General features: G+C 44.7%; 21 protein-coding genes and 5 tRNA genes. 24 read left to right on the forward strand and 2 right to left on the reverse strand.

Going from position 1 to position 21,271, the window contains the following annotated elements; genetic code table 11:
* The first annotated feature begins 40 nt into the window (after positions 1-40).
* From MFMK1_RS02340 to MFMK1_RS02370, 7 genes are all read left to right on the forward strand, one after another.
* A tRNA-Lys gene (locus MFMK1_RS02340) sits at positions 41-116 on the forward strand.
* A gap of 6 nt (positions 117-122) precedes the next feature.
* Positions 123-198 (forward strand) — tRNA-Glu (locus MFMK1_RS02345).
* Between the two features lie 3 nt (positions 199-201).
* A tRNA-Val gene (locus MFMK1_RS02350) sits at positions 202-277 on the forward strand.
* Between the two features lie 36 nt (positions 278-313).
* Positions 314-389, forward strand: a tRNA-Asp gene (locus MFMK1_RS02355).
* Between the two features lie 78 nt (positions 390-467).
* Positions 468-542, forward strand: a tRNA-Gly gene (locus MFMK1_RS02360).
* A gap of 526 nt (positions 543-1,068) precedes the next feature.
* Entirely contained in the window at positions 1,069-1,665 is a 597-nt protein-coding gene (locus MFMK1_RS02365) for a type IV toxin-antitoxin system AbiEi family antitoxin domain-containing protein (protein ID WP_366923565.1), read from the forward strand.
* On the forward strand, positions 1,665-2,561 hold the full coding sequence (locus MFMK1_RS02370; protein WP_366923566.1) for a nucleotidyl transferase AbiEii/AbiGii toxin family protein: 897 nt from the start codon (positions 1,665-1,667) through the stop codon (positions 2,559-2,561). The genes MFMK1_RS02365 and MFMK1_RS02370 overlap by 1 nt, the downstream gene beginning before the upstream one ends.
* Positions 2,562-2,579: 18 nt before the next feature.
* Here the strand turns inward: MFMK1_RS02370 and MFMK1_RS02375 are convergent, their stop codons facing one another.
* Both MFMK1_RS02375 and MFMK1_RS02380 read right to left on the reverse strand, forming a co-directional pair.
* Positions 2,580-3,323 carry an LrgB family protein gene (locus MFMK1_RS02375; protein ID WP_366923567.1) on the reverse strand — a complete coding sequence of 248 codons (744 nt, stop codon included), beginning with the start codon at positions 3,321-3,323 and terminating at the stop codon, positions 2,580-2,582.
* Positions 3,316-3,663 (reverse strand): CidA/LrgA family protein, encoded by a 348-nt coding sequence (locus MFMK1_RS02380; protein WP_366923568.1) that lies wholly within the window; start codon positions 3,661-3,663, stop codon positions 3,316-3,318. The genes MFMK1_RS02375 and MFMK1_RS02380 overlap by 8 nt, the downstream gene beginning before the upstream one ends.
* A 238-nt stretch (positions 3,664-3,901) precedes the next feature.
* Here MFMK1_RS02380 and MFMK1_RS02385 point away from each other — a divergent pair, with 238 nt between their 5' ends.
* The 17 genes from MFMK1_RS02385 (at position 3,902) to MFMK1_RS02465 (ending at position 21,244) form a co-directional block, all read left to right on the forward strand.
* Positions 3,902-4,267, forward strand: a complete 366-nt coding sequence (locus tag MFMK1_RS02385) for a DsrE family protein (protein ID WP_366923569.1) — start codon at positions 3,902-3,904, stop codon at positions 4,265-4,267.
* Positions 4,268-4,440: 173 nt separating this feature from the next.
* The gene (locus MFMK1_RS02390) at positions 4,441-5,028 is read left to right on the forward strand and encodes a BsuPI-related putative proteinase inhibitor (RefSeq protein ID WP_366923570.1); all 588 of its coding nucleotides are present in this window, start codon (positions 4,441-4,443) and stop codon (positions 5,026-5,028) included.
* A gap of 255 nt (positions 5,029-5,283) precedes the next feature.
* Positions 5,284-5,805 (forward strand): sigma-70 family RNA polymerase sigma factor, encoded by a 522-nt coding sequence (locus MFMK1_RS02395; protein ID WP_366923571.1) that lies wholly within the window; start codon positions 5,284-5,286, stop codon positions 5,803-5,805.
* On the forward strand, positions 5,802-6,581 hold the full coding sequence (locus MFMK1_RS02400; protein WP_366923572.1) for an anti-sigma factor family protein: 780 nt from the start codon (positions 5,802-5,804) through the stop codon (positions 6,579-6,581). The genes MFMK1_RS02395 and MFMK1_RS02400 overlap by 4 nt, the downstream gene beginning before the upstream one ends.
* Positions 6,582-6,842: 261 nt before the next feature.
* Positions 6,843-7,997 (forward strand): 4Fe-4S binding protein, encoded by a 1,155-nt coding sequence (locus MFMK1_RS02405; protein ID WP_366923573.1) that lies wholly within the window; start codon positions 6,843-6,845, stop codon positions 7,995-7,997.
* Between the two features lie 76 nt (positions 7,998-8,073).
* On the forward strand, positions 8,074-8,223 hold the full coding sequence (gene scfA, locus MFMK1_RS02410; protein WP_366923574.1) for a six-cysteine ranthipeptide SCIFF: 150 nt from the start codon (positions 8,074-8,076) through the stop codon (positions 8,221-8,223).
* A 109-nt stretch (positions 8,224-8,332) separates the two neighbouring features.
* On the forward strand, positions 8,333-9,709 hold the full coding sequence (gene scfB / locus MFMK1_RS02415; protein WP_366923575.1) for a thioether cross-link-forming SCIFF peptide maturase: 1,377 nt from the start codon (positions 8,333-8,335) through the stop codon (positions 9,707-9,709).
* 1 nt (position 9,710) lies between these two features.
* Complete coding sequence (locus MFMK1_RS02420) at positions 9,711-10,400, forward strand: cytochrome c biogenesis CcdA family protein (RefSeq protein WP_366923576.1); 690 nt, start codon at positions 9,711-9,713, stop codon at positions 10,398-10,400.
* A gap of 9 nt (positions 10,401-10,409) precedes the next feature.
* On the forward strand, positions 10,410-12,419 hold the full coding sequence (locus MFMK1_RS02425) for a molybdopterin-containing oxidoreductase family protein (protein WP_366923577.1): 2,010 nt from the start codon (positions 10,410-10,412) through the stop codon (positions 12,417-12,419).
* Between the two features lie 2 nt (positions 12,420-12,421).
* The gene (locus tag MFMK1_RS02430) at positions 12,422-13,345 is read left to right on the forward strand and encodes a DMT family transporter (RefSeq protein ID WP_366923578.1); all 924 of its coding nucleotides are present in this window, start codon (positions 12,422-12,424) and stop codon (positions 13,343-13,345) included.
* A gap of 157 nt (positions 13,346-13,502) precedes the next feature.
* Positions 13,503-14,930: a peptidoglycan DD-metalloendopeptidase family protein gene (locus tag MFMK1_RS02435; RefSeq protein ID WP_366923579.1), complete on the forward strand. Its 1,428-nt coding sequence runs from the start codon at positions 13,503-13,505 to the stop codon at positions 14,928-14,930.
* A 138-nt stretch (positions 14,931-15,068) separates the two neighbouring features.
* Complete coding sequence (locus MFMK1_RS02440; protein ID WP_366923580.1) at positions 15,069-15,455, forward strand: CoA-binding protein; 387 nt, start codon at positions 15,069-15,071, stop codon at positions 15,453-15,455.
* Entirely contained in the window at positions 15,455-16,372 is a 918-nt protein-coding gene (gene trxB, locus MFMK1_RS02445; protein ID WP_366923581.1) for a thioredoxin-disulfide reductase, read from the forward strand. Before MFMK1_RS02440 ends, trxB begins: the two co-directional genes overlap by 1 nt.
* Before the next feature lie 361 nt (positions 16,373-16,733).
* Positions 16,734-19,163 carry a heavy metal translocating P-type ATPase gene (locus MFMK1_RS02450; RefSeq protein ID WP_366923582.1) on the forward strand — a complete coding sequence of 810 codons (2,430 nt, stop codon included), beginning with the start codon at positions 16,734-16,736 and terminating at the stop codon, positions 19,161-19,163.
* A 33-nt stretch (positions 19,164-19,196) separates the two neighbouring features.
* Positions 19,197-19,409, forward strand: a complete 213-nt coding sequence (gene copZ / locus MFMK1_RS02455; RefSeq protein WP_366923583.1) for a copper chaperone CopZ — start codon at positions 19,197-19,199, stop codon at positions 19,407-19,409.
* Positions 19,410-19,794: 385 nt separating this feature from the next.
* Positions 19,795-20,787: a hypothetical protein gene (locus tag MFMK1_RS02460; RefSeq protein WP_366923584.1), complete on the forward strand. Its 993-nt coding sequence runs from the start codon at positions 19,795-19,797 to the stop codon at positions 20,785-20,787.
* A gap of 22 nt (positions 20,788-20,809) precedes the next feature.
* Positions 20,810-21,244, forward strand: a complete 435-nt coding sequence (locus MFMK1_RS02465) for a cytochrome c maturation protein CcmE (protein ID WP_366923585.1) — start codon at positions 20,810-20,812, stop codon at positions 21,242-21,244.
* Positions 21,245-21,271: the final 27 nt, after the last annotated feature.

Below are 21,271 nucleotides of genomic sequence, written 5' to 3' on the forward strand. Positions count from 1 at the left end.
CGGCAAAAAAATGCTGTAATATATAGCATTGTGAGGACATGAGCCATTAGCTCAGCTGGCAGAGCACCTGACTTTTAATCAGGGTGTCGAAGGTTCGAATCCTTCATGGCTCACCAAAGCATGGCCCGTTGGTCAAGGGGTCTAAGACACCGGCCTTTCACGCCGGTAACAGGGGTTCGAATCCCCTACGGGTCACCATTAGGGCGATTAGCTCAGCTGGGAGAGCACCTGCCTTACAAGCAGGGGGTCGGCGGTTCGATCCCGTCATCGCCCACCAAAAGCGAGATGAGACTAAACTTGTCTCGCAACATATGGAGCTGTGGTGTAGAGGCTAACATGCCGGCCTGTCACGCCGGAGATCGCGGGTTCGACCCCCGTCAGCTCCGCCATTTTTTTAAAAAGCGAGTCCTCATTGGCTCGTCTTTTTATTGCATAACAGACCAATTATGGATATAATATATTCATATGCGGGAATAGCTCAGTGGTAGAGCATCGGCTTCCCAAGCCGAGGGTCGCGGGTTCGAATCCCGTTTCCCGCTCCAATACCGCCGTTGTGGGATTTTTGGACATCAAGAAAGCCTATTTGGATGTTAGAGGCCAATGCTCCTAAAAATCGCTATTAAATTTTTAAAGGACACCTCTTTTTCTAAAAAATTTAGATGGAGGTGTCTTTTTTGTGGGTCGGATTTTAAAAATTCAGGCGGATAATTATGCAACATGGGATGATGCGTTGGAAGATTTTGTTTTAAGCTGAAGGAAAAGCAGAACGTACGATTGATGACTACCGGTGGCATGTAAAAAAATTTCGAGGCTTTACAATGAAGCTTGGGCCTTTTACTAACTCTGCGCAAGATTTTTGATTGACCCAGAAAAATGGAGTCGCGCCTCTATTAGACTTACTTTACTATGTTGATTTTGCCTTTTTGTATTTGATTTTTTTATTTATTTTTATGTCTTTACAGCCTGGATATCGCTTTGCTACATAAATCCTTGCTTAATTAGTAAAAATATGGTAAAATGCACTAAAAAGACCGCTTATAAAAAGTAAAGCGGTCCATGAGGTGCAACATGATCATAATTGAAAAAATTAAAAAGGAATTTAGACAGCATGGCGGTGTACTTAAGACATCAGAACTTAACGCAATGGGGCTATCAAGCCGACAAATAAAAAAATTACTTGAGGATGATGTGCTTTCAAGAATTAAATGTGGTTTTTATGAATTAACAGATGAGATGCCCCAGGAAGAAGTTATTATAGCACGACTATTTCCCCAAGCAGTAATATTTCTTGAAAGTGCTTTGATGCACTATGGATATACAGATAGAATACCATTGGCATTGCAAATAGCAGTGGATAAAAATAGTAAGAAGAATCAATATGATATTAATTACCCTGCAATAGAGCCTTATTATTTGCTACCTAAGTTCATTGAAGTTGGTGTAGGTACAATGGAAGTAGAAGGGGTAAAGGTGAGGATATATAATCGTGACCGAACGATTTGCGATGTTCTTCGTTATGAGAATAAGCTAGAAAAAGAAGTGTTTAGCTGTGCAATCAGGCGGTATGCACGAGACACAAAGAAAAATGTGAGAAGATTATTTGAGTACGCTGAAATATTTAATATAAAGAAAAAAGTGCAGACCTATGTAGGAGTGTGGTTGTAATGGCAGATAAGGCAACATCAGTTTTAGCTAAGTTAAAAAATGAGTCAAAAAAACAGGGCATTCAACTACAACAACTGCTAAACCTCTTTTGTCAGGAAGAGTTTATTCGCAGGCTTTCTCAATCGCGCTACAGAGATAACCTCATCCTTAAAGGAGGTTTTTTATTATATTCAATGAGCAATTTTACAGCTAGGCCGACTGTTGATGCGGATTACCTTTTAAAAAATTATGCAAATAACAAAGATGCTATCGAAAGTCTAGTTAGGGAAGTGATTTCTTTACCTAGCGTAAATGACTATATAAAATTTGAAATTAGAGGTCTAGAGGTAATAAGTGAAATTAAAGAGTACCACGGCATTAGAGTTAATCTTACCGGTTTTATCCGAAATACAAAGACTCCTTTGAGTATCGATTTTGGAGTGGGGGATATTATTGTTCCTTCACCAGTTGAAAGAACATTACCAGCAATGCTTCCGGAGTTTGAGCAACCTAAAGTCTTAACCTATTCTTTGGAGTCTACGGTGGCAGAAAAATTAGATGCAATTATAGCCCTAATGGAGGCCACGGGGCGTATGAAGGATTTCTATGATATATATTATATAGCTATAACCTTTAATTTTGAGGGTAGAAAGCTTCAAGAAGCAATTTATGAGACCCTCTCTAATCGCGGCAGACCGTATGAAAAAGATTCTGTTGCTATAATTGCTAGATTAGCTAAGGATGTAGATATCCAGAAAAGGTGGAATAATTTTTGTAAAAAAGTGCTAAAATATGATTTGAGCTTTGATGAGGTAGTTAAGGTGATTATTGATTTTACGCTACATCCCTATACATCAATCATTCAGGAGAATGACTTTTTCAAAACTTGGAATTATAAAGACAGAAAGTATGTTTGACGGGAAATAATGGACAATTTAAAACAACCCGATAATATGAAACAGCTTTACTGCCAACGGTGCTGCAAAGGCAGTGATTAAACCCGCTAATCCCATAGCAAGACCACTATATGCTCCCTGGATTTCCCCCTCCTGTAATGCGCGGCCTGTACCAATGCCATGGGCTGCAGTCCCCAGCGCCAAGCCTGTTGAAATAGGGGAGGCCAGGCCGGTATAACTGAGCAAAGCTGGACCAAGTATGGCCCCTACTAAACCGGTAATAACAACAAAGACGCTGGTGAGAGAAGGTACTCCGCCTACTATGTGGGATATTTCTATAGCGATGGGTGTAGTAACCGATTTGGGTACCATAGATAAAATTAATTCTGTGGTTCCCCCTAATAATTTTACGGTAAATACCGCAATTAGCATGGCAGTAAGTGTTCCCGCCGCGACACTAGTTATGATGAGGGTTAGCTGCTGACTGATGCGCTGTGAGTTTTTATATAAAGGAATAGCCAGCGCCACTGTTGCAGGTCCCAATAAGAAAGAGATCAGTTGGCCACCCTGCTGATATGTATGATAATCAATTCCCAGTAGTGTTAAAAAGAAAATGATTGCAGCGCTGCTGATAAGAAGGGGATGGGTTATGGGTGAGGGGTACCGTCTATAAAGCTTTTTGGCAGCTAAAAAGAAACCTAATGTAAGGGCAACCCCAAAAGCGGGCTTAGCTGCGATGGTTTCTGTCAGGCCTGTTAATGTACTTATTATAAGATCAAGCATCTGTACCCTTCCTTTTCCAGTGAGTAGCGATCATGCCGGTTGCCAGCATACCAGCTAAAGTGCTCACTATTATCCCCAGTCCTAAGGCCAGCCAGTATTCAATGAGTATATCGGCATAAACCATGGCTCCGACTACGATAGGCACAAAAAGTAATACAAGGTTATTTAATAGAAGATTCGCTGTTTCTTCTACAGATTCAAGACTTAGCCAGCCCTTTACTAATGATAGCCACAGCAGAAGCAGTCCCATTACCGGTCCAGGAATGGGCAGATTAAGGATATAAACTAAGGCTTCGCCAGCTAACTGAAAAACAAGAATAAGTGTAAATCCTTTAAGCATGGAATTATCCTCCGCATTATATTTGTGTTTACAAAATCTAGTATAACATAAGAATAAATAGGGAGTTAAATCATAAAATCAAGGGGGCATGTATGAATACACGGGTAGCTTTCGGCCAAAAGCTGTCTGCGGTATTGTCCTTGGCTCAACTACTAAACTTTTTTAAAGATGAAAGCAGGAGTTTCGTTTGTAATAATAGAAAATAATAACTAAAGTATAATCGAAAGGGTGGTTTTAAATGACCAACAAATTATTAGTTACTGTAACCGTAGGGGAAAATGACCCCGAGAAAGCTACTGTAGCCTTTAACATGGCTGCTACCGCTGTTGTATCAGGAATGGAAGTCATAGTAGCCTGTAGTGCTGAAGGAGTGGAGCTGGGAATTAACAATGGTGCCGCTGAAGGCATTACTGTGGACAAGATGCCTCCATTGGTTGAATTGATGGATACATTTTTCGAGGGCGGCGGTAAGATGATAGTTTGCACCCCCTGCTTTGCAAAAAGAGGTTATCAGGAACAGGATCTGCGTGAGGGCGCTATTCTAGCTGGTGCAGCTAAAGTGGTAGAGTTTCTCTCAGAAGGCGCAGCCACTATGTCCTTTTAGCTAAAAAAGCCGAAATTTAATACATCGCTATATTTGTCTAGGCTTTAAAGACTGGGATTTTCTTTCCTGGTCTTTTTTATACCAGTCAGAAAGAATAAGTTTACGATTCCCGGACACTGCCCATATATTTTATGCATATATTGTATTAAACAACTTATAAAGGATGGGTTTTTATGTTTATCACTCACGAAGTGCAGCCCGGAGAGACATTGGAAACTATTGCTAGACATTATAGTGTTTCCGTACCAGAAATAACGGAAATAAACGAAATTTCTAATCCGCAAGTAATCAGAACCCGGGTAATAATAAGGATTCCCGTTCCGATCATTCCACCGACGATACCCTCACCGAGACCTATACAAAATATTAGTTCGCGTGTAATCAATGGGATTCTGTATATTTTCTCAACTGACAGGATGTTCTACTTTCGGGGTCAATCGGTGCGGCTTCTTTTGGTTAAGATTAATATAACTAGCAGGCCGATAACGTTAACCTACAATACCTCACAAAGGTTTGACTTTTTTGTGCGGCGAGGGCTAAGCGGTCCTATTATCTGGCAATGGTCTGAAGATAGAGTTTTTACCCAAGTTGTCCAAAGGATTACCCTTCAACCTGGTGAATCCCAGATATTTAGAGCTACATGGAATCAGGAAACCAATGAAGGCAGGCAGGTCACACCGGGAGTTTATCGTATTTTAGCGGAAAACGTTGCCCGGGAACTACGGGGTAGAAGGATACCGGTGCTCATCAGAATAAGATAAATGAAAAGCTAAGGTTTGAGATAAATATGGTAAAGGTAAAGGCACATTATCCAGGGGACTGAGGGATGCTGAAGGCGCTAAGCCCAGTGGCTTGGGCTTTCTCTTTGTTGTAAAATCGGACAAGCCTTAAATAGGGTCAAGCAGACCAAAAATATGAATATGGGTAATAAAATATAAAATACCAAAAAATAGTTCCGAACTGCAATGGGCGGTACCGCGTCTATATAGTGTGACCGGTCAGGAGGTGGGGGTTAAATGAATGAGATAAAAATTATAAAAGCTGCGCAGCGAGGCGATAGGCAGGCTTATGAGAAATTGGTGGAGATTTACGATACCCAGTTGTTTCGCACCGCCTATGGCATTCTTGGCAACCGGGAAGATGCTCTCGATGCAGTTCAGGATGCTTTTTGGCAGGGTTTAAAATCTATTTCTCGATTGTCAGACCCGGTGGTTTTTCGCAGTTGGTTGACAAGGATACTGGTGAACAAATGTATGGACCTACTTAGGAAGAATAAGCGTGTGGTAGTGTGTGAGGATTTTTCCCAATTGTCACAACCCGGAAACGACATCGAGTTAAGTATCGATATGGCGGCTGCCTTGGCGAAGCTAGGCGACAAATATCGACTGATATTGAGTCTGCGTTACTTTCAGGACTTATCAATCAGCGAAATAGCCCATGTGCTGGAGTGCCCCGAGGGCACTGTTAAATCCCGACTGCATTATGCATTGATGAAATTGAAGCAGGAACTGAAGTATGGCCGGGAGGTGGTAAAATGAAATGTATTGATGTGCAGAGCTTAATGGAACAGTATATTACCGGCGAACTTGACCATAGGGAATTTGATAAGGTAGAAAGTCATATTCAAAAGTGCCCCAATTGTCGACAGGAATACGAGGATTTGACGAATATAATAGGCATGTTGACGGATGCCAAGGATGAATTGGAGCTAAAGCCCCAAGAGAAGGAGGAACTAAAATTTATGTTTGCTGTGGATAAAAGACGAAGCGGGGTGGCCCGTTGGTTTCAGTATGGTTCGTGGGTGGCGGTATTAGTATTGGCTGCATTTATCGGTACGATGTTTATGTCGCCAGCTGCAGCTGCCAAGATTTTACCGGACTTTCCTTTGGTCAGGGAAATGCTGCAGTTAAAAGCAGATAATGCCGACCTGAAGGGTAAGCTGGAAGTATATTCCCAAAAGGACAATGGTTTGGATGAGGTACAGGAAATCACTGACCAGGAAAAGTTTGAAGTGCAGAATACGGTGCTAAGCTTTGTGAAAGCTCAGTATGAGGGAGACCGCCAGAAGATGCTCGCTCTGGCAACCGAAGATTTTGCCATAATGATGCAGAATGACCCGGGCCTGGTGCCAACTTACGACCAGACTACGTCGCTAAGTTTTATCATTGTCACCAATACCGTTAAAATGGATAATCAATATCTAACATTTGTCCGGCTGGAAGACTCCCGTACGGATAGCCAATATCAGGAGAACTTCTATATCCAACGGGTAGGGGATAAATTTAAAATAAATATGGTAGAAATGGACGCTTAGTAGTGAGTTCTAACAAAAATATAATACCTAAAATGCCGGGTGACTCCCCGGCATTTTCTTATAGTGTATAGACTTCCATGCCGCTGGCGCGGCACCATCAGTTGAATGAAAATAGGTATTTTCAGGACAGGAAATTATGGGTTGCGGGTAGGGGCGTGCTCTCTTACGGCTTGTCATGCGAGATCGTAAAGACATCGAAGGGAGTATTGCAAATTTTTAGTTTTTGGCAGGAATATCCCGTGGTAAATGGAATATAAAAAAATGAATGAAAATTCACTCAAAAGCGAGGGGATAGTTGTGGGTCACATGACCATTGCCAAACAGAAAGTTTACCAAAGTCTTGCGGAGAGGTTAGACAAAAACCCGGTGGGTGCGGTAATTAACGAAACTTTGTTCAAAATTCTTTATATTATGTATTCCGGGGAAGAAGCGGAAATTGGCAGCAAATTTCCTTTGCGCCCGGCACCATTGGATGTAATTGCTAAAGCAACGGGTGTGCCGGAGCAGCAGTTGGTGAAGCATTTAGATAATATGGCTAACAAAGGACTGGTAATTGATGTGCCGCGAAAGGGGCAGGTATATTATATGCTTTCGCCGTTGGTCATCGGATTTTTTGAATATACTTTCATGAGGGTTACTGATGAGCTGCCTATGAAAGATTTAGCGGTTCTTTTCAATCAGTATCATCATGATAAGGGCGTACCTGAGAAATTTTTCGGAGCTGACACTAAATTGTTTCAAACGCTGGCTTACCAGGGATTGATGCCTGACGATGTTAAGACAGAAGTACTAAGTTATGAAAAGGCGGAGGAGATTATTCGAGATTCAGGCGGCGGTTCGCTGACCATGTGCTACTGCCGACATCAGGCATTGCATTTGGGTACAAATTGTGATGCACCCATCGATGATATTTGTATGTCTTTGGGCGGCGCGGCGCAGTGGTTGATAGCCCGGGGCTTTGCCAAACCGGCTACCACTGATGAAATGCTGCGGGCCTTGGAAAAAGCAGAACAGCATGGTTTGGTCCATCTGGGCGATAATGTACAGAACAACCCGGCATATATCTGTAACTGCTGCGGCTGCTGCTGCGGCGTGTTGAGCAGTATCAACCAGCACGATATTGATGCTGTGCATTCCAGTAATTTTGTCCCCGCAATAACTAAGGATGAATGCAAGGGCTGTGGTGTCTGTGCCAAGCGCTGCCAAATTGACGCCATTAAAATAGTGGAGGAAATCGCCGGCGATAAAACATCGGCCAAGGCGGTTATCGACGAAGAGCGCTGCATCGGCTGCGGGGTTTGTATCAAGGGATGTAAGCAGGAAGCGATACATTTGCGTCAACGTGATGTACTTTATGTCCCGCCCAAGGATAAAAAAGAGCAGATGATGAGGATTGCTGCTGCGAGAAAAAGCTAGGGTTGCAGGCGAAAGCCTTTTCGCCTTTTTGCACTTGTGATATAATGTGGGCAGAAGTGTTTAAGGAGGCGTTTGCATGAGTAATAAGGTACATATTAAAACAGTGGTTAATCCCAACCTACAGTCAACGTTGAAAACCGGCGGATGCGGTACCTGCCAGTCTTCCTGCCAGTCCGCTTGCAAGACTTCCTGTACCGTCGGAAATCAGGTGTGTGAAAAGAAATAAGATAAGCCCACTGCGGTGGGTCTTATTTTTTTATAAACATGGAACCTTTTTGTGCTTGGAATGGCAAAGCGCAAGTGTTGTTAAGTTGTTCTTCTAGGAGTGACAAATCATGAACTTAGTTAATCAAGCAGATAATATCCATATTTTTAGCTATAGAGAACTTAATATATTATTGGATGTAAATAGTGGTGCTGTTCACCTGCTTACCGATACGGCAGCAGCAATCGTAGCTGCTGCCATTAAAGGGGCCTCCGCTGATCTGCTGCAAGATAAGTTCGGTAATGATGCGGTAAGCCAGGTTATGACTGAGCTGAGAGGTCTGCAGCAGCAGGGAGTGCTGGCGTCTCCTGTTGAGGACAATAGATTGCCACAGGAAGAAGTTTCATATATAAAATCGCTCTGTCTTCATGTTTCCCACGATTGCAATCTCCGGTGCCGCTATTGTTTTGCCGGCACTGGTCGTTTTGGCGGCGATAGAGAATTGATGACCGCGGACACCGCCAAACAGGCAGTAGACTTTCTCTTGGCTGCCTCGGGACCGCGGCAGTTTTGCGAAATAGATTTCTTTGGCGGTGAGCCGCTGATGAATTTTTCGGTGGTTATGGAAACGGTAAAATACGCGCAGAAAGCGGCCGCTATTAAGGGCAAAAAGATTAATCTTACCCTTACAACCAATGGGATGTTGTTGGATGAGGATGTGCGAAGGTTTTTAGTAAAAAACGAAATCAAGCTTGTTCTTAGCCTTGATGGGCGTCCGGAAATCAATGATTACATACGCCCGGGTGCCGGGGGTAAAGGCAGCTATCGGGAAATAGTACCCAAATTTAAGGCGATGGTAAATGAACTGGGTGGGAAGAATTACTACATCCGCGGCACATATACCAAGCATAACCGCGATTTTGCCGCTGATATAGCGCATATGCTGACTTGCGGCTTCCGTGAGCTGTCAATAGAACCGGTGGTGGCATCTTCGGAAGCGGGGTATGCCCTGACTGAAGAAGATTATCCCTTTATCGCTTCAGAGTATGACCGCTTGGTGGACCTTTATCTGGAGTACTGGGATAATGGTGACCCGTTTAACTTTTTTCATTTTAATGTGAATTTGGAGCAGGGACCATGTCTTGCGAAACGCCTTCGCGGCTGTGGTGCGGGTTTTGAATACTTGGCGGTTACGCCTGGTGGTGAACTCTACCCTTGTCATCAGTTTGTCGGCGATGAGAAGTTTCGCATTGGTACTGTGACAGAAGGTATTATCAATACCAGTGTAGGAGAAACCTTTAAACAAACTCATGTTTATAACAAAGAGGAGTGCCGACGCTGTTGGGCGAGGTTCTACTGCGGCGGCGGCTGCAACGCCAATGCTTACCAGCAGAGTGGAGACCTTTTTGAACCTTATAAAGTTGGATGTTTGGTACAGCGGAAACGGCTTGAATGCGCCATCTATTTGGAGACCAAGAAATTGATTGATACCGGGGGAGGGGAATGATTTGAACATAGCTTTTGACCCGCAGTTAGCTATGAACAGCATTGACCAGATATCATTGGCTACTTTTATTTTGATTTATATCGGTGGTGTGCTTACCAGTATCAGTCCCTGTATCATTTCCATGATGCCTGTATTAGTGGCTTATATCGGCGGCTATGGGGAAGCATCAAAAGCCAGGGGGTTTGTCTTAGCTCTGGCATTTACTGTAGGGTTAGCCACTACCTTCAGTATATTTGGTCTGATTGCCGGAACCATGGGCACTATTTTTGGCAGAGTTGGGGACGGGTGGTATTATTTCATGGCAGTGGTGGCGATTGCTATGGGATTAAACTTGATGGGATTTTATCAGATAAAATGGCCGGCTTTGAATATAGTTGCCCCTAAAAAACGTGGTATTGGCGGGGCATACCTGGTGGGCCTGTTTTTTGGTACAGTTGCTACCGCTTGCTCCACCCCTATTTTGGCAGTCATTCTGGCCTTTGTCGCCACCAATGGGCAGATGGCCGACGGAGCGGCCCTATTATTTGTTTATGGTTTGGGTCAAGGGGTTCCGCTTTTGGTGGTAGGGACATTTACAGGGCTGGTAAAAAAACTTACTGCCCTACAAAAATGGGGTCAGTGGATTAATATTATCAGCGGCTTAATTTTGATTGTTTTAGGGGTTTATTATCTTAGTTTAGCAGTTAGGTAGGTGATACTTATGGCGACGTTTAAAACTATGTGCCCTTTGGATTGTTTTGACGCTTGTGTCTGGCGGGTAGAAGTTAACGATGGCAAGATAACAGGGGTAAAAGGCGATGCGAACCACCCCTTTACCCGGGGAAAGGTCTGTCCTAAGGCAAAGAGGCAGGTAGAACGGCTATACAGCCCCGACCGGGTGCTGCATCCTTTACGAAAAGCAGGTTCGGGTTGGCGGCGGGTTTCCTGGGATGAGGCCCTTAGTGAGATAGCTGAAAGGTTGACTGAAATTGCTGAGGAAAGCGGGACTACGGCAGTACTGCATAATTATGATTCCGGCAGTAATGGCCTGCTTAATAACCTTGACAGGCGCTTCTTTAATGCTTTTGGCGGTGGTACCGAAACTCAGGGCAGTCTTTGCTGGGGTGCCGGGTCTGCAGCCCAAAAGCTGGATTTTGGCGAATGTCGGTCAAACCAATGGGAGGATGTCCTTAACAGTAATTTGGTGGTGCTGTGGGGAAGGAATGTTGCCGATACCAACCGGCACCTGCTGCCTTTTTTAAAGCAGTTGAAAGAGCATGGCGGGCAGGTGGCAGTAATCAATCCAATAAATATTAAGCTGCCCTTTGCCGCGGATATTTTTCTCCCGGTAAAGCCCGGAACTGACGGGGCCTTGGCCCTGGCGGTAGGGCACATCCTCTGCCGGGAGAGGTGGTTAGATCTATCCTTTATTTCTAATCATGTATCGGGCTTTGAAAAATATCTGGAAACAGTAAAAGAATATCCGCCGGAAAGGGCAGCAGAGATTACTGGCCTATCTGTGGAAAGCATAGAGGAATTTGCTGCCGGTTACGGGCGGGCCGGGGCGGCCAGTATTTTCCTGGGCTATGGAATGCAGCGGTACACTAACGGAGGCAGCAGCGTTAGAGCGATAGATGCGCTTGCTGCAGTCAGTGGTAATGTGGGCAAGTCAGGTGGTGGTGTCAACTATTCCTATTCCGGATACAAGAAACCAATTTTTGCGGATATTACCGGCAAGGAATTATCGCATCAAAAACGGTATATCAAGTATCCGTGCTGGGGGGATGAGGTGTTATCTCTGACAGACCCACCGATACGAGCGATATTTGTTACCCGCTCTAATCCCGTTTGCCAACTGCCTAATACCAAGAAGGTACTTGAGGCGTTCAGACGGACGGAATTTAAAGTCACCGTAGACTTTGTCCTTAATGATACAGCGGCAGAAAGTGACTTGGTGCTGCCATGTGCCACATCTTTTGAAGCCGAAAATATTATTACCAATGGGATGAACCAACACTTTGGTTATTCGCCCCAGCTTGTTGAGCCAAGAGGCGAAGTCCGTTCCGATGCCTGGATATTTACCGAGTTAGCTAAGCGGATGGGTCTGGAAGAGACGTTTGGCAGATACACTGAAGCTCAGTGGCTGGAAGAGGCCTTGGCACCCCTTAATGGCTATGGAATTAACCTGGATGCCTTAAAAAGGCAGAGCGTAATGGATAATCCATTAATTGTGCCGGTGGCCTGGCAGGATAAGAAATTCACCACAGCGTCCGGTAAAGTGGAACTTTATTTAGGGACCGCGGCTGATGAGAGTTCGGCAGTGGGGCATTATCGCCCCAGTGCTGAAGCCGGCGGTGACTTGATAGATCAGGAACAATACCCGTTAATTATGCTAACTCCCCATTCAGGTGGAAGGATTCATTCTCAATTTCATGATTTACAAGATGACGGCAGTATGCACATGAGCGTGCTGATGCATCCTCAGACGGCCATTGATTATGGAGCGGTGGATGGTGGATTGGTACTGTTAGAAAGTCCTCGGGGACAGGCGAAGGGTACCGTCAAACTTACTGAACATGTCTTAGCAGGGGTAGTTGTGATAGAGTCCGGCTGGTGGATTAAGTATGGCGGCGGCGTAAATTTTCTCACGCCGGATAGGGTTTCCGACTTGGGTGGGACTGCGGTATATTATGACTGCCGTTGCAGTGTAAGACGAATCACCGAGGTGTGAACATGAGTACAGGACAGGTAAAAATTGAGCAAAATAGTAAAATGCTGCCCGGGCCAGGTCCGCTGGTTTGGGCAGCATTGCTTTTCACGGTCTTTTCATGGGGCAGTTCATTTGCCGTGGCAAAATATGCCATGAATCAACTGACGCCAATCAGTCTGGCTACTTTACGTTTTCTTTTGGCAAGCGTCTTTTTTATGCCTCTCTTGGCTTCGGGTGGGCGGTGGAAGCAGGTAGATGCCAAGGATGTACCCAAAATGGTGGGGTTGGCATTTTTAGGCATTACCTCGTATTTTTGGGTTCAGTATGCCGGGGTAAGTCGTACCACGGCCACCAATGCTTCATTGTTAATCACTACCGCGCCGGTCTTTGTGACAATTCTTTCCGCTGTAATTTACCGGGAAAAAATTACCCTAAAGGTCTTTCTGGGCATAGCCATTGCATTTTCCGGGTCGACACTAATTATTACCGGGGGTAAGAGTCTGTCTCTACTGAATCACCAATATCTTATTGGTAACGGGCTGATGGTTTTCAATGCCTTTTGCTGGGCTCTTTTTACAATTGCCGGGAAACAGTTGATGAAGAAGTATGATCCGGTGCTATTAACCGGTTACATTACCATTGTAGGCACTGCGTTGTTTATCCCCCTAGCCGTACGCGACGGGTTACCGGGACAGCTAAGTGGTATTGGAGTCGATGGTTGGGCTGCAATAGTCTTTCTGGGAGTATTTTGTTCTGTGGGCGGATATCTAGGATGGAATTATGCCCTTTCAAAGCTCAGCACTAGCACTACGGCGGTTTTCCTATACATTCAACCGCTGATTACGGCGTTGATGGCTGCGCTTCTGCTCAACGAAAGAATCACTTTTATTATTATCTTGGGAGGAATTTTGATTGTCTATGGCGTATTAATATTAACTAGAAAATAAAAGCAGCGATGGTGGCCAGCTGCTAATGAGAACGTAGAATCTTCGACGTGCTGGCCTGATACCAATTCCTCTCAAACGAGAGGAAATTTTTTCCAAGCAGTAACCAGTCCTATTGGACATAGAATGAAATAGGAGTAGTATGGAAAGGGGGAATGTAATGTATTCCTTCAAAAAAGAAGAGGTGCTTGCACCGGACAGCAAAATCCCTATTTGCAGTCAAACCGTTAAGGCAAAACTGCGCAGAGCCGTAAAGCAGCCGATACTTTGGGTAGTCTTGCTGCTGCTGGTAGCTGGTGTTGCAGCTATGTTCGTACCCCAGAGCAAACCTGCCGTTGCAGTTATATTAGACGATAAACAGATCGCTTTAGTTCCCGAAGCAGCTATGGCAGAAGCAGCATTTTCCCAAGCAAAGGTAGACGTCAGAAAATATTTAGCCGGCGAACCGGTTTGGCAGAATAATTTTGAGGTTAAGTCCGTTCAAGTTCCGGAAGATAGTGACCTTATCAGTCAGGATGAACTGTATGCTATGCTGAAAAGGGAACTGAGCTTTGAGCTGATGGCTACCGCTATTCAGCTTGGCGAGGAGCGCTTACTGGTGCTGCAGGATAAGGATGTTGCAGAAGGAGTGTTGGAACGGGTAAAGAATCAGTTTCTGCCGGACGAAGAAGGAACAAAGGTGGAAAGTGTGGTATTCGAGCAGAAGCCGGAGTTAACGCCGGTGGAGGGCCGACAAGGTGAAGTTGTCGGTGCTGCTGAGGCATTTAATTTGCTTACCACCGGGAATAAAGTAATTAAGACACATATTGTTAAGGAGGGGGACTCCCTCTGGACCATTGCCAGGGCTAACGACTTAGACATAGCTGACATTGTGCAGGCTAATCCTGGTATTACGGAAGGTACCAGGTTGAAACTTGGGATGGAGCTAAAATTGATTAAGGCTGAACCCATGCTGGATGTGGTAGTTACTTATAAGGCGGAAGAGAAAGAAAAGACGCCCTACGCTGTGGAAGTTAATAAAGATGACAATCTCTGGCGGGGACAGGAAAGGGTACAACAATCGGGGCAGTATGGAGAAAAGGAAATGTTGTACCGCATTGTCCAGCGTAACGGCCATGAGCTTTCAAAAGAAGTGCTTGAAGAGAAAGTTATCAAAGACCCCCGCAAAAAGATAGTCAAGCGGGGCACCAAGGTGATGGTGGCCTCCCGGGGAGGCGGCAATGGCGAATTGGCCTGGCCGCTGCGGGGCGTGATTACATCCGGCTACGGTTACCGCGGTAGTGAGTATCATACAGGCATTGATATTGACGGTCAGACTGGGGACCCGGTATACGCTGCTGAGGCAGGCACCGTGATGTTTGCAGGATGGAACGGCAGTTATGGCTATATGGTGACTATTGACCACGGTGATGGTCTGCAGACTCGGTACGCCCATAATTCAAAACTATTGGTCAAAGTAGGAGATAAAGTGTCTCGCGGCGACCCGATTTCCCAGGTGGGAAGCACCGGCCGCAGTACAGGCTCGCACTTACACTTTGAGGTGCTTGTTAATGGCGAAACACGCACGCCTATGCGATATTTAAACTAATTCATTAACAAATGTCCTTCACATGAAGGGCATTTTTTTTGGGTAAAATAAATAGGGGTTGAAATATGAGCGAAAAAGTGTTTATAATATAAGCAAAACACATACCCTTAGGGGGTAATTAAACTGGGGAGGTATTGTATGAACTGGAAAGAAATCAAGAATATTGCAGTTGTAGGTTTATCAGATAAACCTGAGCGTGCCAGTAATCGGGTTGCGAAGTATTTGCAAGAGCAGGGTTACAAAGTGATACCGGTAAATCCAACAGCTGCCAATATATTGGGCGAAACCAGCTATCCATCCGTGGCGGAGATTCCTAAAGAAATTGTTGTAGATGTAGTGGATGTCTTTCGAAAGTCAACTGTAGTTCCGGAAATAGCGGAGCAGGCCATTGACCGGGGAGCTTCGGTGCTATGGCTACAGGAAGGCGTTATCAATAATGATGCAGCTAAGAAGGCGGAGGCAGCGGGGATGGAAGTTATTATGGACAAGTGTATCATGAAAGAACATAGAAAGGATGTTGGATAATGCTCTATGATTTGGCAATAATCGGCGGTGGGCCGGCTGGATTGACAGCGGCACTTTATGGTGCCCGGGGCGGGATGAAGACAGTAGTTTTGGAAAAATCGGTGCCCGGCGGCCAGGCCGCCCTGACCGATATGATCGCAAACTACCCGGGGTTTCCTTCGGGAGTAAGCGGTGTTGAACTGATGACCAAATTCCACCAGCAGGCGGTTGAACACGGCGCTGAGCTGAAGATGAAGAATGTCACCGGCTTGGAAGACAGGAATGAAGTAAAAATTATAAAGACCGGTGAAGAAGAGATAGAGGCTAAGACTATCGTTATCGCCACCGGCGCTAAAGCTCGCCAATTAGGTGCCCCCGGGGAATTAAAGTTTCAAGGGCGCGGTGTTTCTTACTGTGCTACTTGTGACGGGGCATTTTTTAAAGACAAGAGAGTGGCGGTAGTGGGTGGCGGAGATTCAGCCGTAGAGGAAGCCCTTTTCTTAACAAAATATGCGTCTCAGGTGGTACTAATCCACCGAAGAGATGAATTAAGGGCGGTAAAAGCACTTCAGGAAAAAGCTTTAAACCATGAAAAAATGGATTTTATTTGGGACAGTACCGTGGAAGAAATTAAGGGTAAGCAAAAGATAGAGAAGGTTGCTATTAAAAATGTCAAAACAGGCGAAGTGGCGGACCATGATTTTGACGGCGTATTTATCTTTGTAGGCACAGAGCCAAATACAGATTTTTTGAATGGAACGGTACAGCTAAATGAAAAAGGGTATGTAGTAGCTAATGACTTTTTGGCTACCTCTGCAGCGGGAATATTTGTCGCCGGGGATGTGCGAGAGAAATTCTTGCGTCAGGTTAGCACTGCAGTGGGCGACGGTGCTCATGCAGCTATGGCCGCTGAGAGATATCTGGGTGGAGTACTATAATAGAAATTAATACCAAGGGGGGCTTTCCGTATCGGCGGGAGCTCCTTTTTATATGTATAGGAAACACCCATGGAAAGCGTGGTTTCACAATTATAATGAAAATATCTGCGTAAGATTTCTTTCTGTAACGGCAAGACTTAATGATGTAAATTAAAAACCGGGCCTGAATTAGTGAAAATTGCTTATCTTAATGATTGGTGGCTCAAGGGGGTGATTTAACAGGAGCAGCTTGATAATTGCCGTTGACAAAGTTGACGTTGTTGCATACAATTGGTACTAGATAGCATACCCCAGTAAGGTATATGAGATATATCATAGTTTTATGGCAAGACTATGAAGACAACATTAGGAGGGAAAGCTCATGGAAGCTGCAGAAGGCAAACAGTTAAAAAAAGTTACTCTGCCCATCAGCGGCATGACTTGTGCGGCCTGTGCTGCTCGAATTGAGAAGGGACTAAGTAAGGCAGAGGGTGTTGATACCGCGGCAGTGAATTTCGCTGTAGAAAAAGCCACTGTATCTTATGACCCCCAAGTAGTTCAGGCTGAAGACTTGGTCAAAACCGTTGAAAAGCTGGGTTATCATGTGCAGACTGATAAGGTTGAGTTAAAATTGTCGGGCATGACTTGCGCGGCCTGTGCTAATCGAATTGAAAAAAAACTAAATAGTTTGTCCGGAGTCACTAAGGCAGTATTGAACTTTGCAACGGAAAAGGCCACCGTGGAATATAATCACGCAGAAATCTCAGTAAGAGATATGGTAAAAGCGGTGGATGGTATGGGATATGGTGCAAAAGAAGCAGATAGCGGTCTTGATAATGACAGGGAGAAAGCGGAGCGTCAACAAGAAATCACAAGGCAGCGTAACATGTTTATCTTATCGGCAGCTTTGTCGCTTCCTTTACTTTTCATCATGTTTGCAGAGATGTTTTCTCTGCATTTAAATGAGTTTTTTATGTCACCGATTTTTCAATTTTTGCTAGCGACGCCTGTACAATTCATTCCCGGCTCTCAGTTTTATAAAGGAGCTTATCATGCATTAAGAAACGGCAGTGCCAACATGGATGTACTGGTTGCATTAGGAACATCTGCAGCATATTTTTACAGTGTTGTAAACACATTCTTTGCGGACGGGATGCTTTATTATGAGACCGCATCAGTATTAATTACATTAATCTTATTGGGTAAACTATTGGAGGCCAATGCTAAGGGCCGCACTTCAGAAGCGATTAAAACGCTTATGGGGTTACAGGCTAAAACGGCTCGGGTTATTCGTGACGGAGAAGAAGTGGATATACTTATTGAAGAAGTGACCCCCGGAGACAAAGTATTAGTTCGGCCAGGAGAGAAAATTCCTGTGGATGGAGTGATTGTAGAAGGGAATTCTGCAGTTGATGAATCTATGCTCACCGGCGAAAGTATTCCTGTAGATAAGCATCCGGATGATGAGGTCATAGGTGCAACCATTAATAAGCATGGTTCCTTTACTTTTGAGGCTACTAAAGTTGGAAAGGACACTGCCCTGGCTCAGATTATCAGAGTTGTGGAGGATGCCCAGGGCTCGAAAGCACCCATCCAGCGGATGGCAGATATAATTTCCGGGTATTTCGTACCAGTAGTGGTGGGTATTGCGGTAGTTACATTTTTAGTTTGGTACTTTTTCTTAACGCCGCCCGCGGGGTTAGATGCGTTTACCTGGGCGTTGGTAACCTTCACTGCGGTATTGGTAATTGCCTGCCCTTGTGCACTGGGGCTGGCCACACCTACTTCCATTATGGTAGGCACCGGTCGAGGGGCGGAAAACGGCATACTCTTTAAAGGCGGAGAGCATTTGGAACATACCCATAAGGTTAATGCGGTGGTGCTTGATAAGACCGGCACAATTACCAAGGGAGAACCTGAACTTACTGATGTAGTCACCGTGGGTGGATTTAACAAGGATGACCTGTTAAAACTCGCGGCTTCTGCCGAAAGGGCTTCGGAACATCCTTTGGGCCAAGCAATATTAGATGGCGCGAAGGCAAAGGGCATAGCCTTAGCGCAGCCGCAAAACTTTAATGCCGTTCCGGGACATGGTATCGAGGCGGATATTGACGGCCGGCATGTGCTTTTAGGCAATCGAAAGCTAATGGACAAAAATAAGATTGACGTCAAACAGCTTATTGATAAAAAGGAAGACCTGGAGGAGCACGGAAAAACAGCAATGTTAATTGCAGTGGATGGCAAGGCTGCTGGGGTTGTGGCAGTGGCGGATACAGTAAAAGCAAGTTCCGCTGAAGCGGTTAGTGCTATCCGGAAGATGGGTATCGAAGTAATTATGATAACCGGAGATAACCAGAGGACCGCTCAAGCTATCGCTAAGCAGGTGGGTATTGAAAAGGTACTTGCTGAAGTGCTTCCAGAAGATAAGGCAAATGAGGTACAAAAGCTGCGCGACCAAGGTAAAGTGGTTGCTATGGTAGGTGACGGTATTAATGATGCTCCTGCTCTGGCAACCGCAGATGTTGGTATTGCCATCGGCACAGGCACTGATGTCGCCATGGAGGCCGCAGATCTCACCTTAATCAGAGGGGATCTAATGGGGATCCCTGCCAGCATCCAATTAAGCAGGGCGACGATGCGTAATATCCGCCAAAATTTATTCTGGGCACTGGTTTATAATTCAGTGGGAATCCCGGTAGCAGCTATGGGACTGCTGTCTCCTATCATAGCTGGGGCGGCCATGGCCTTTAGTTCCGTATCGGTAGTAAGCAACTCTTTACGTTTGAAACGGTGGAAATTTAAAACAAACTAAGAAAAGCAAACCTTTATAAGGAGGTGATTTAGTATGGCTGAAAAGACAATGGATATCAGCGTGGCCGGGATGTCCTGCGGCCACTGCAAAATGGCTGTTGAGAATGCGTTAAAGACTTTGGATGGGGTGACTTCCGCTGAGGTAGATTTAGCGGCTAATAAAGTCGCTGTAAACTTTGACGAAGCCAAAACCTCTTTCGATCAATTAAAAAGCGCGATTGAGGAAGCTGGTTACGAGGTACAATAAGTTTTATGGAGGGTGCGCGGAGCTAACTGCTTCAGGCATCCTTTATTTTATTACTGGTTACTATTGACTGTAGTAGCAGTTGCAGATATTATTAATGTTAGTTAAAAATATAGTACAGCTCCAAGTGCAGGTAAAACCATCTAAAGGGGGAGAGAAGGCACAATCAATACTAACGCATGTAGTATAGCTGTTTCCAAGGAGTCCTAGTTTTAAGGTTTAATATTTGCACAGTTAAGAAATGGAATATAAAAAATTGCAGAAAGTGCAGGATTATTAGCGCAGTCAGAGAATAAGTTATAGTACATTTTTATGGGCATTTTATATTTTTTATTTGTCACCATGTGAAAATGGTTACAATACAAGATAAATTGCGAGGAGGAAGAACATGCTAAAAAGCAGAAGTCAGAAACTACTTATGGTAACTTTAGTTTTCGCCTTGATGTTAACGCTAATACCGACTATGCCGGCATTTGCCGAAGGCGAGACTATGACAATGAAACAGCTTTATTATTCTGTTTGGCCAGAATATGACAAAGCTCCCGATGTATTGGTGATTTATTCAGGGGTCTTTGTTAACGATACGGGTGCCCCTTTTCAGGGAGAACTTCGTTATAAGGTTCCCAAAAATGCGAATATCAACATGGTCTGTGAGACTGAAAAGGGAATGCTTTGTCAGAAGTATGTAGTGGACAAGGATAACCCGGATTATGATGTGATTGTATGGAAACCATCTCACCCGGTTGAGCCAGGAGCTGAATTTCCGGTAATGATGGAGTATTATCACCAACCGTTTGCTGCGGGAAGTAGTCCCAAGGCATTCACTGAGACTTTCAGACCGGCTTTCCCGGTAGAAACACTTGCTGTGGATATCAAAGCTCCCACTGGTGCCTCTGAAATTGCTTTGACACCTGAGGCCCAGCAGACTGAGTCTGACGCAGAAGGTTTTACCAGTTATTACTATCAATACACTAATTTGACCAATGAAGATGCATTCACTTTTGATGTAAGTTATGTTCGCGAAAGCAACGAACCTTCCGTGGACCCTGGCACTGGCCAGGGGGCACCCCAAGAGGATAGCTCTTCCCAGGCGGGTTCAACAAATACAATGGTTATTGTACTGTTATTAGTTTTTGTGGCACTGCTGTCGGTGTTCTTGTTTATTGCAATCAATAATAACAATAAACAGAATCAAAATAAGGGCAAGGGTAAGAAAGGTAACAAAGGTAATCAGGGTAAAGGCGGCGGTAAAGGGGCCAGTGCCAAGAAAAGCTCCGGCAAGACTTCTGCCGAGGAAAAGCGGAAATTGCGTAAGATGCTTATTGACGGTAAAATAAGTGAAGAAACTTATCATCAGTTGTTGGAAGAGATTGATGACTAATTAGTTGGTGGAGGTGCCACAGGTGAACCAGACTACAAAAATTTTTATTGGGGTTCTTATTATCATTGCTGCGGTGGGTTATTTGATGTTTACGGGTTTTTCAAGTTTTTCCGGATATGAGGTGGGAATATCAGAACTACTCACCGGTCAAAAGGATTACAATGATGAATATCTGTTGGTGCCGGGGAAATTAATCGGGGATAGTGTGAACTTTAACGGTGATAAGGTGGAGCTGGTATTTACACTTACGGACATCAAGGGTGAAGGTTATCAACTACCGGTGGTTTACAATGATGTTAAGCCGGACAACTTTGACGATGGTGCCGATGTAATATTAGAGGGGTATTATGACAAAGAAGATAATCTTTTTAAGGCGGAGAAGGTTACTACCAAATGCCCGTCAAAGTATGAAGGTGTAGAAGAAGGCGCGGAGACCCCGCCACAAGGGGAAAATTAACATCCATGAGACGGGTAGAGTAACTTG

Source organism: Metallumcola ferriviriculae (assembly GCF_035573695.1).
In the GTDB taxonomy this organism is placed as follows: domain Bacteria; phylum Bacillota; class JADQBR01; order JADQBR01; family JADQBR01; genus Metallumcola; species Metallumcola ferriviriculae.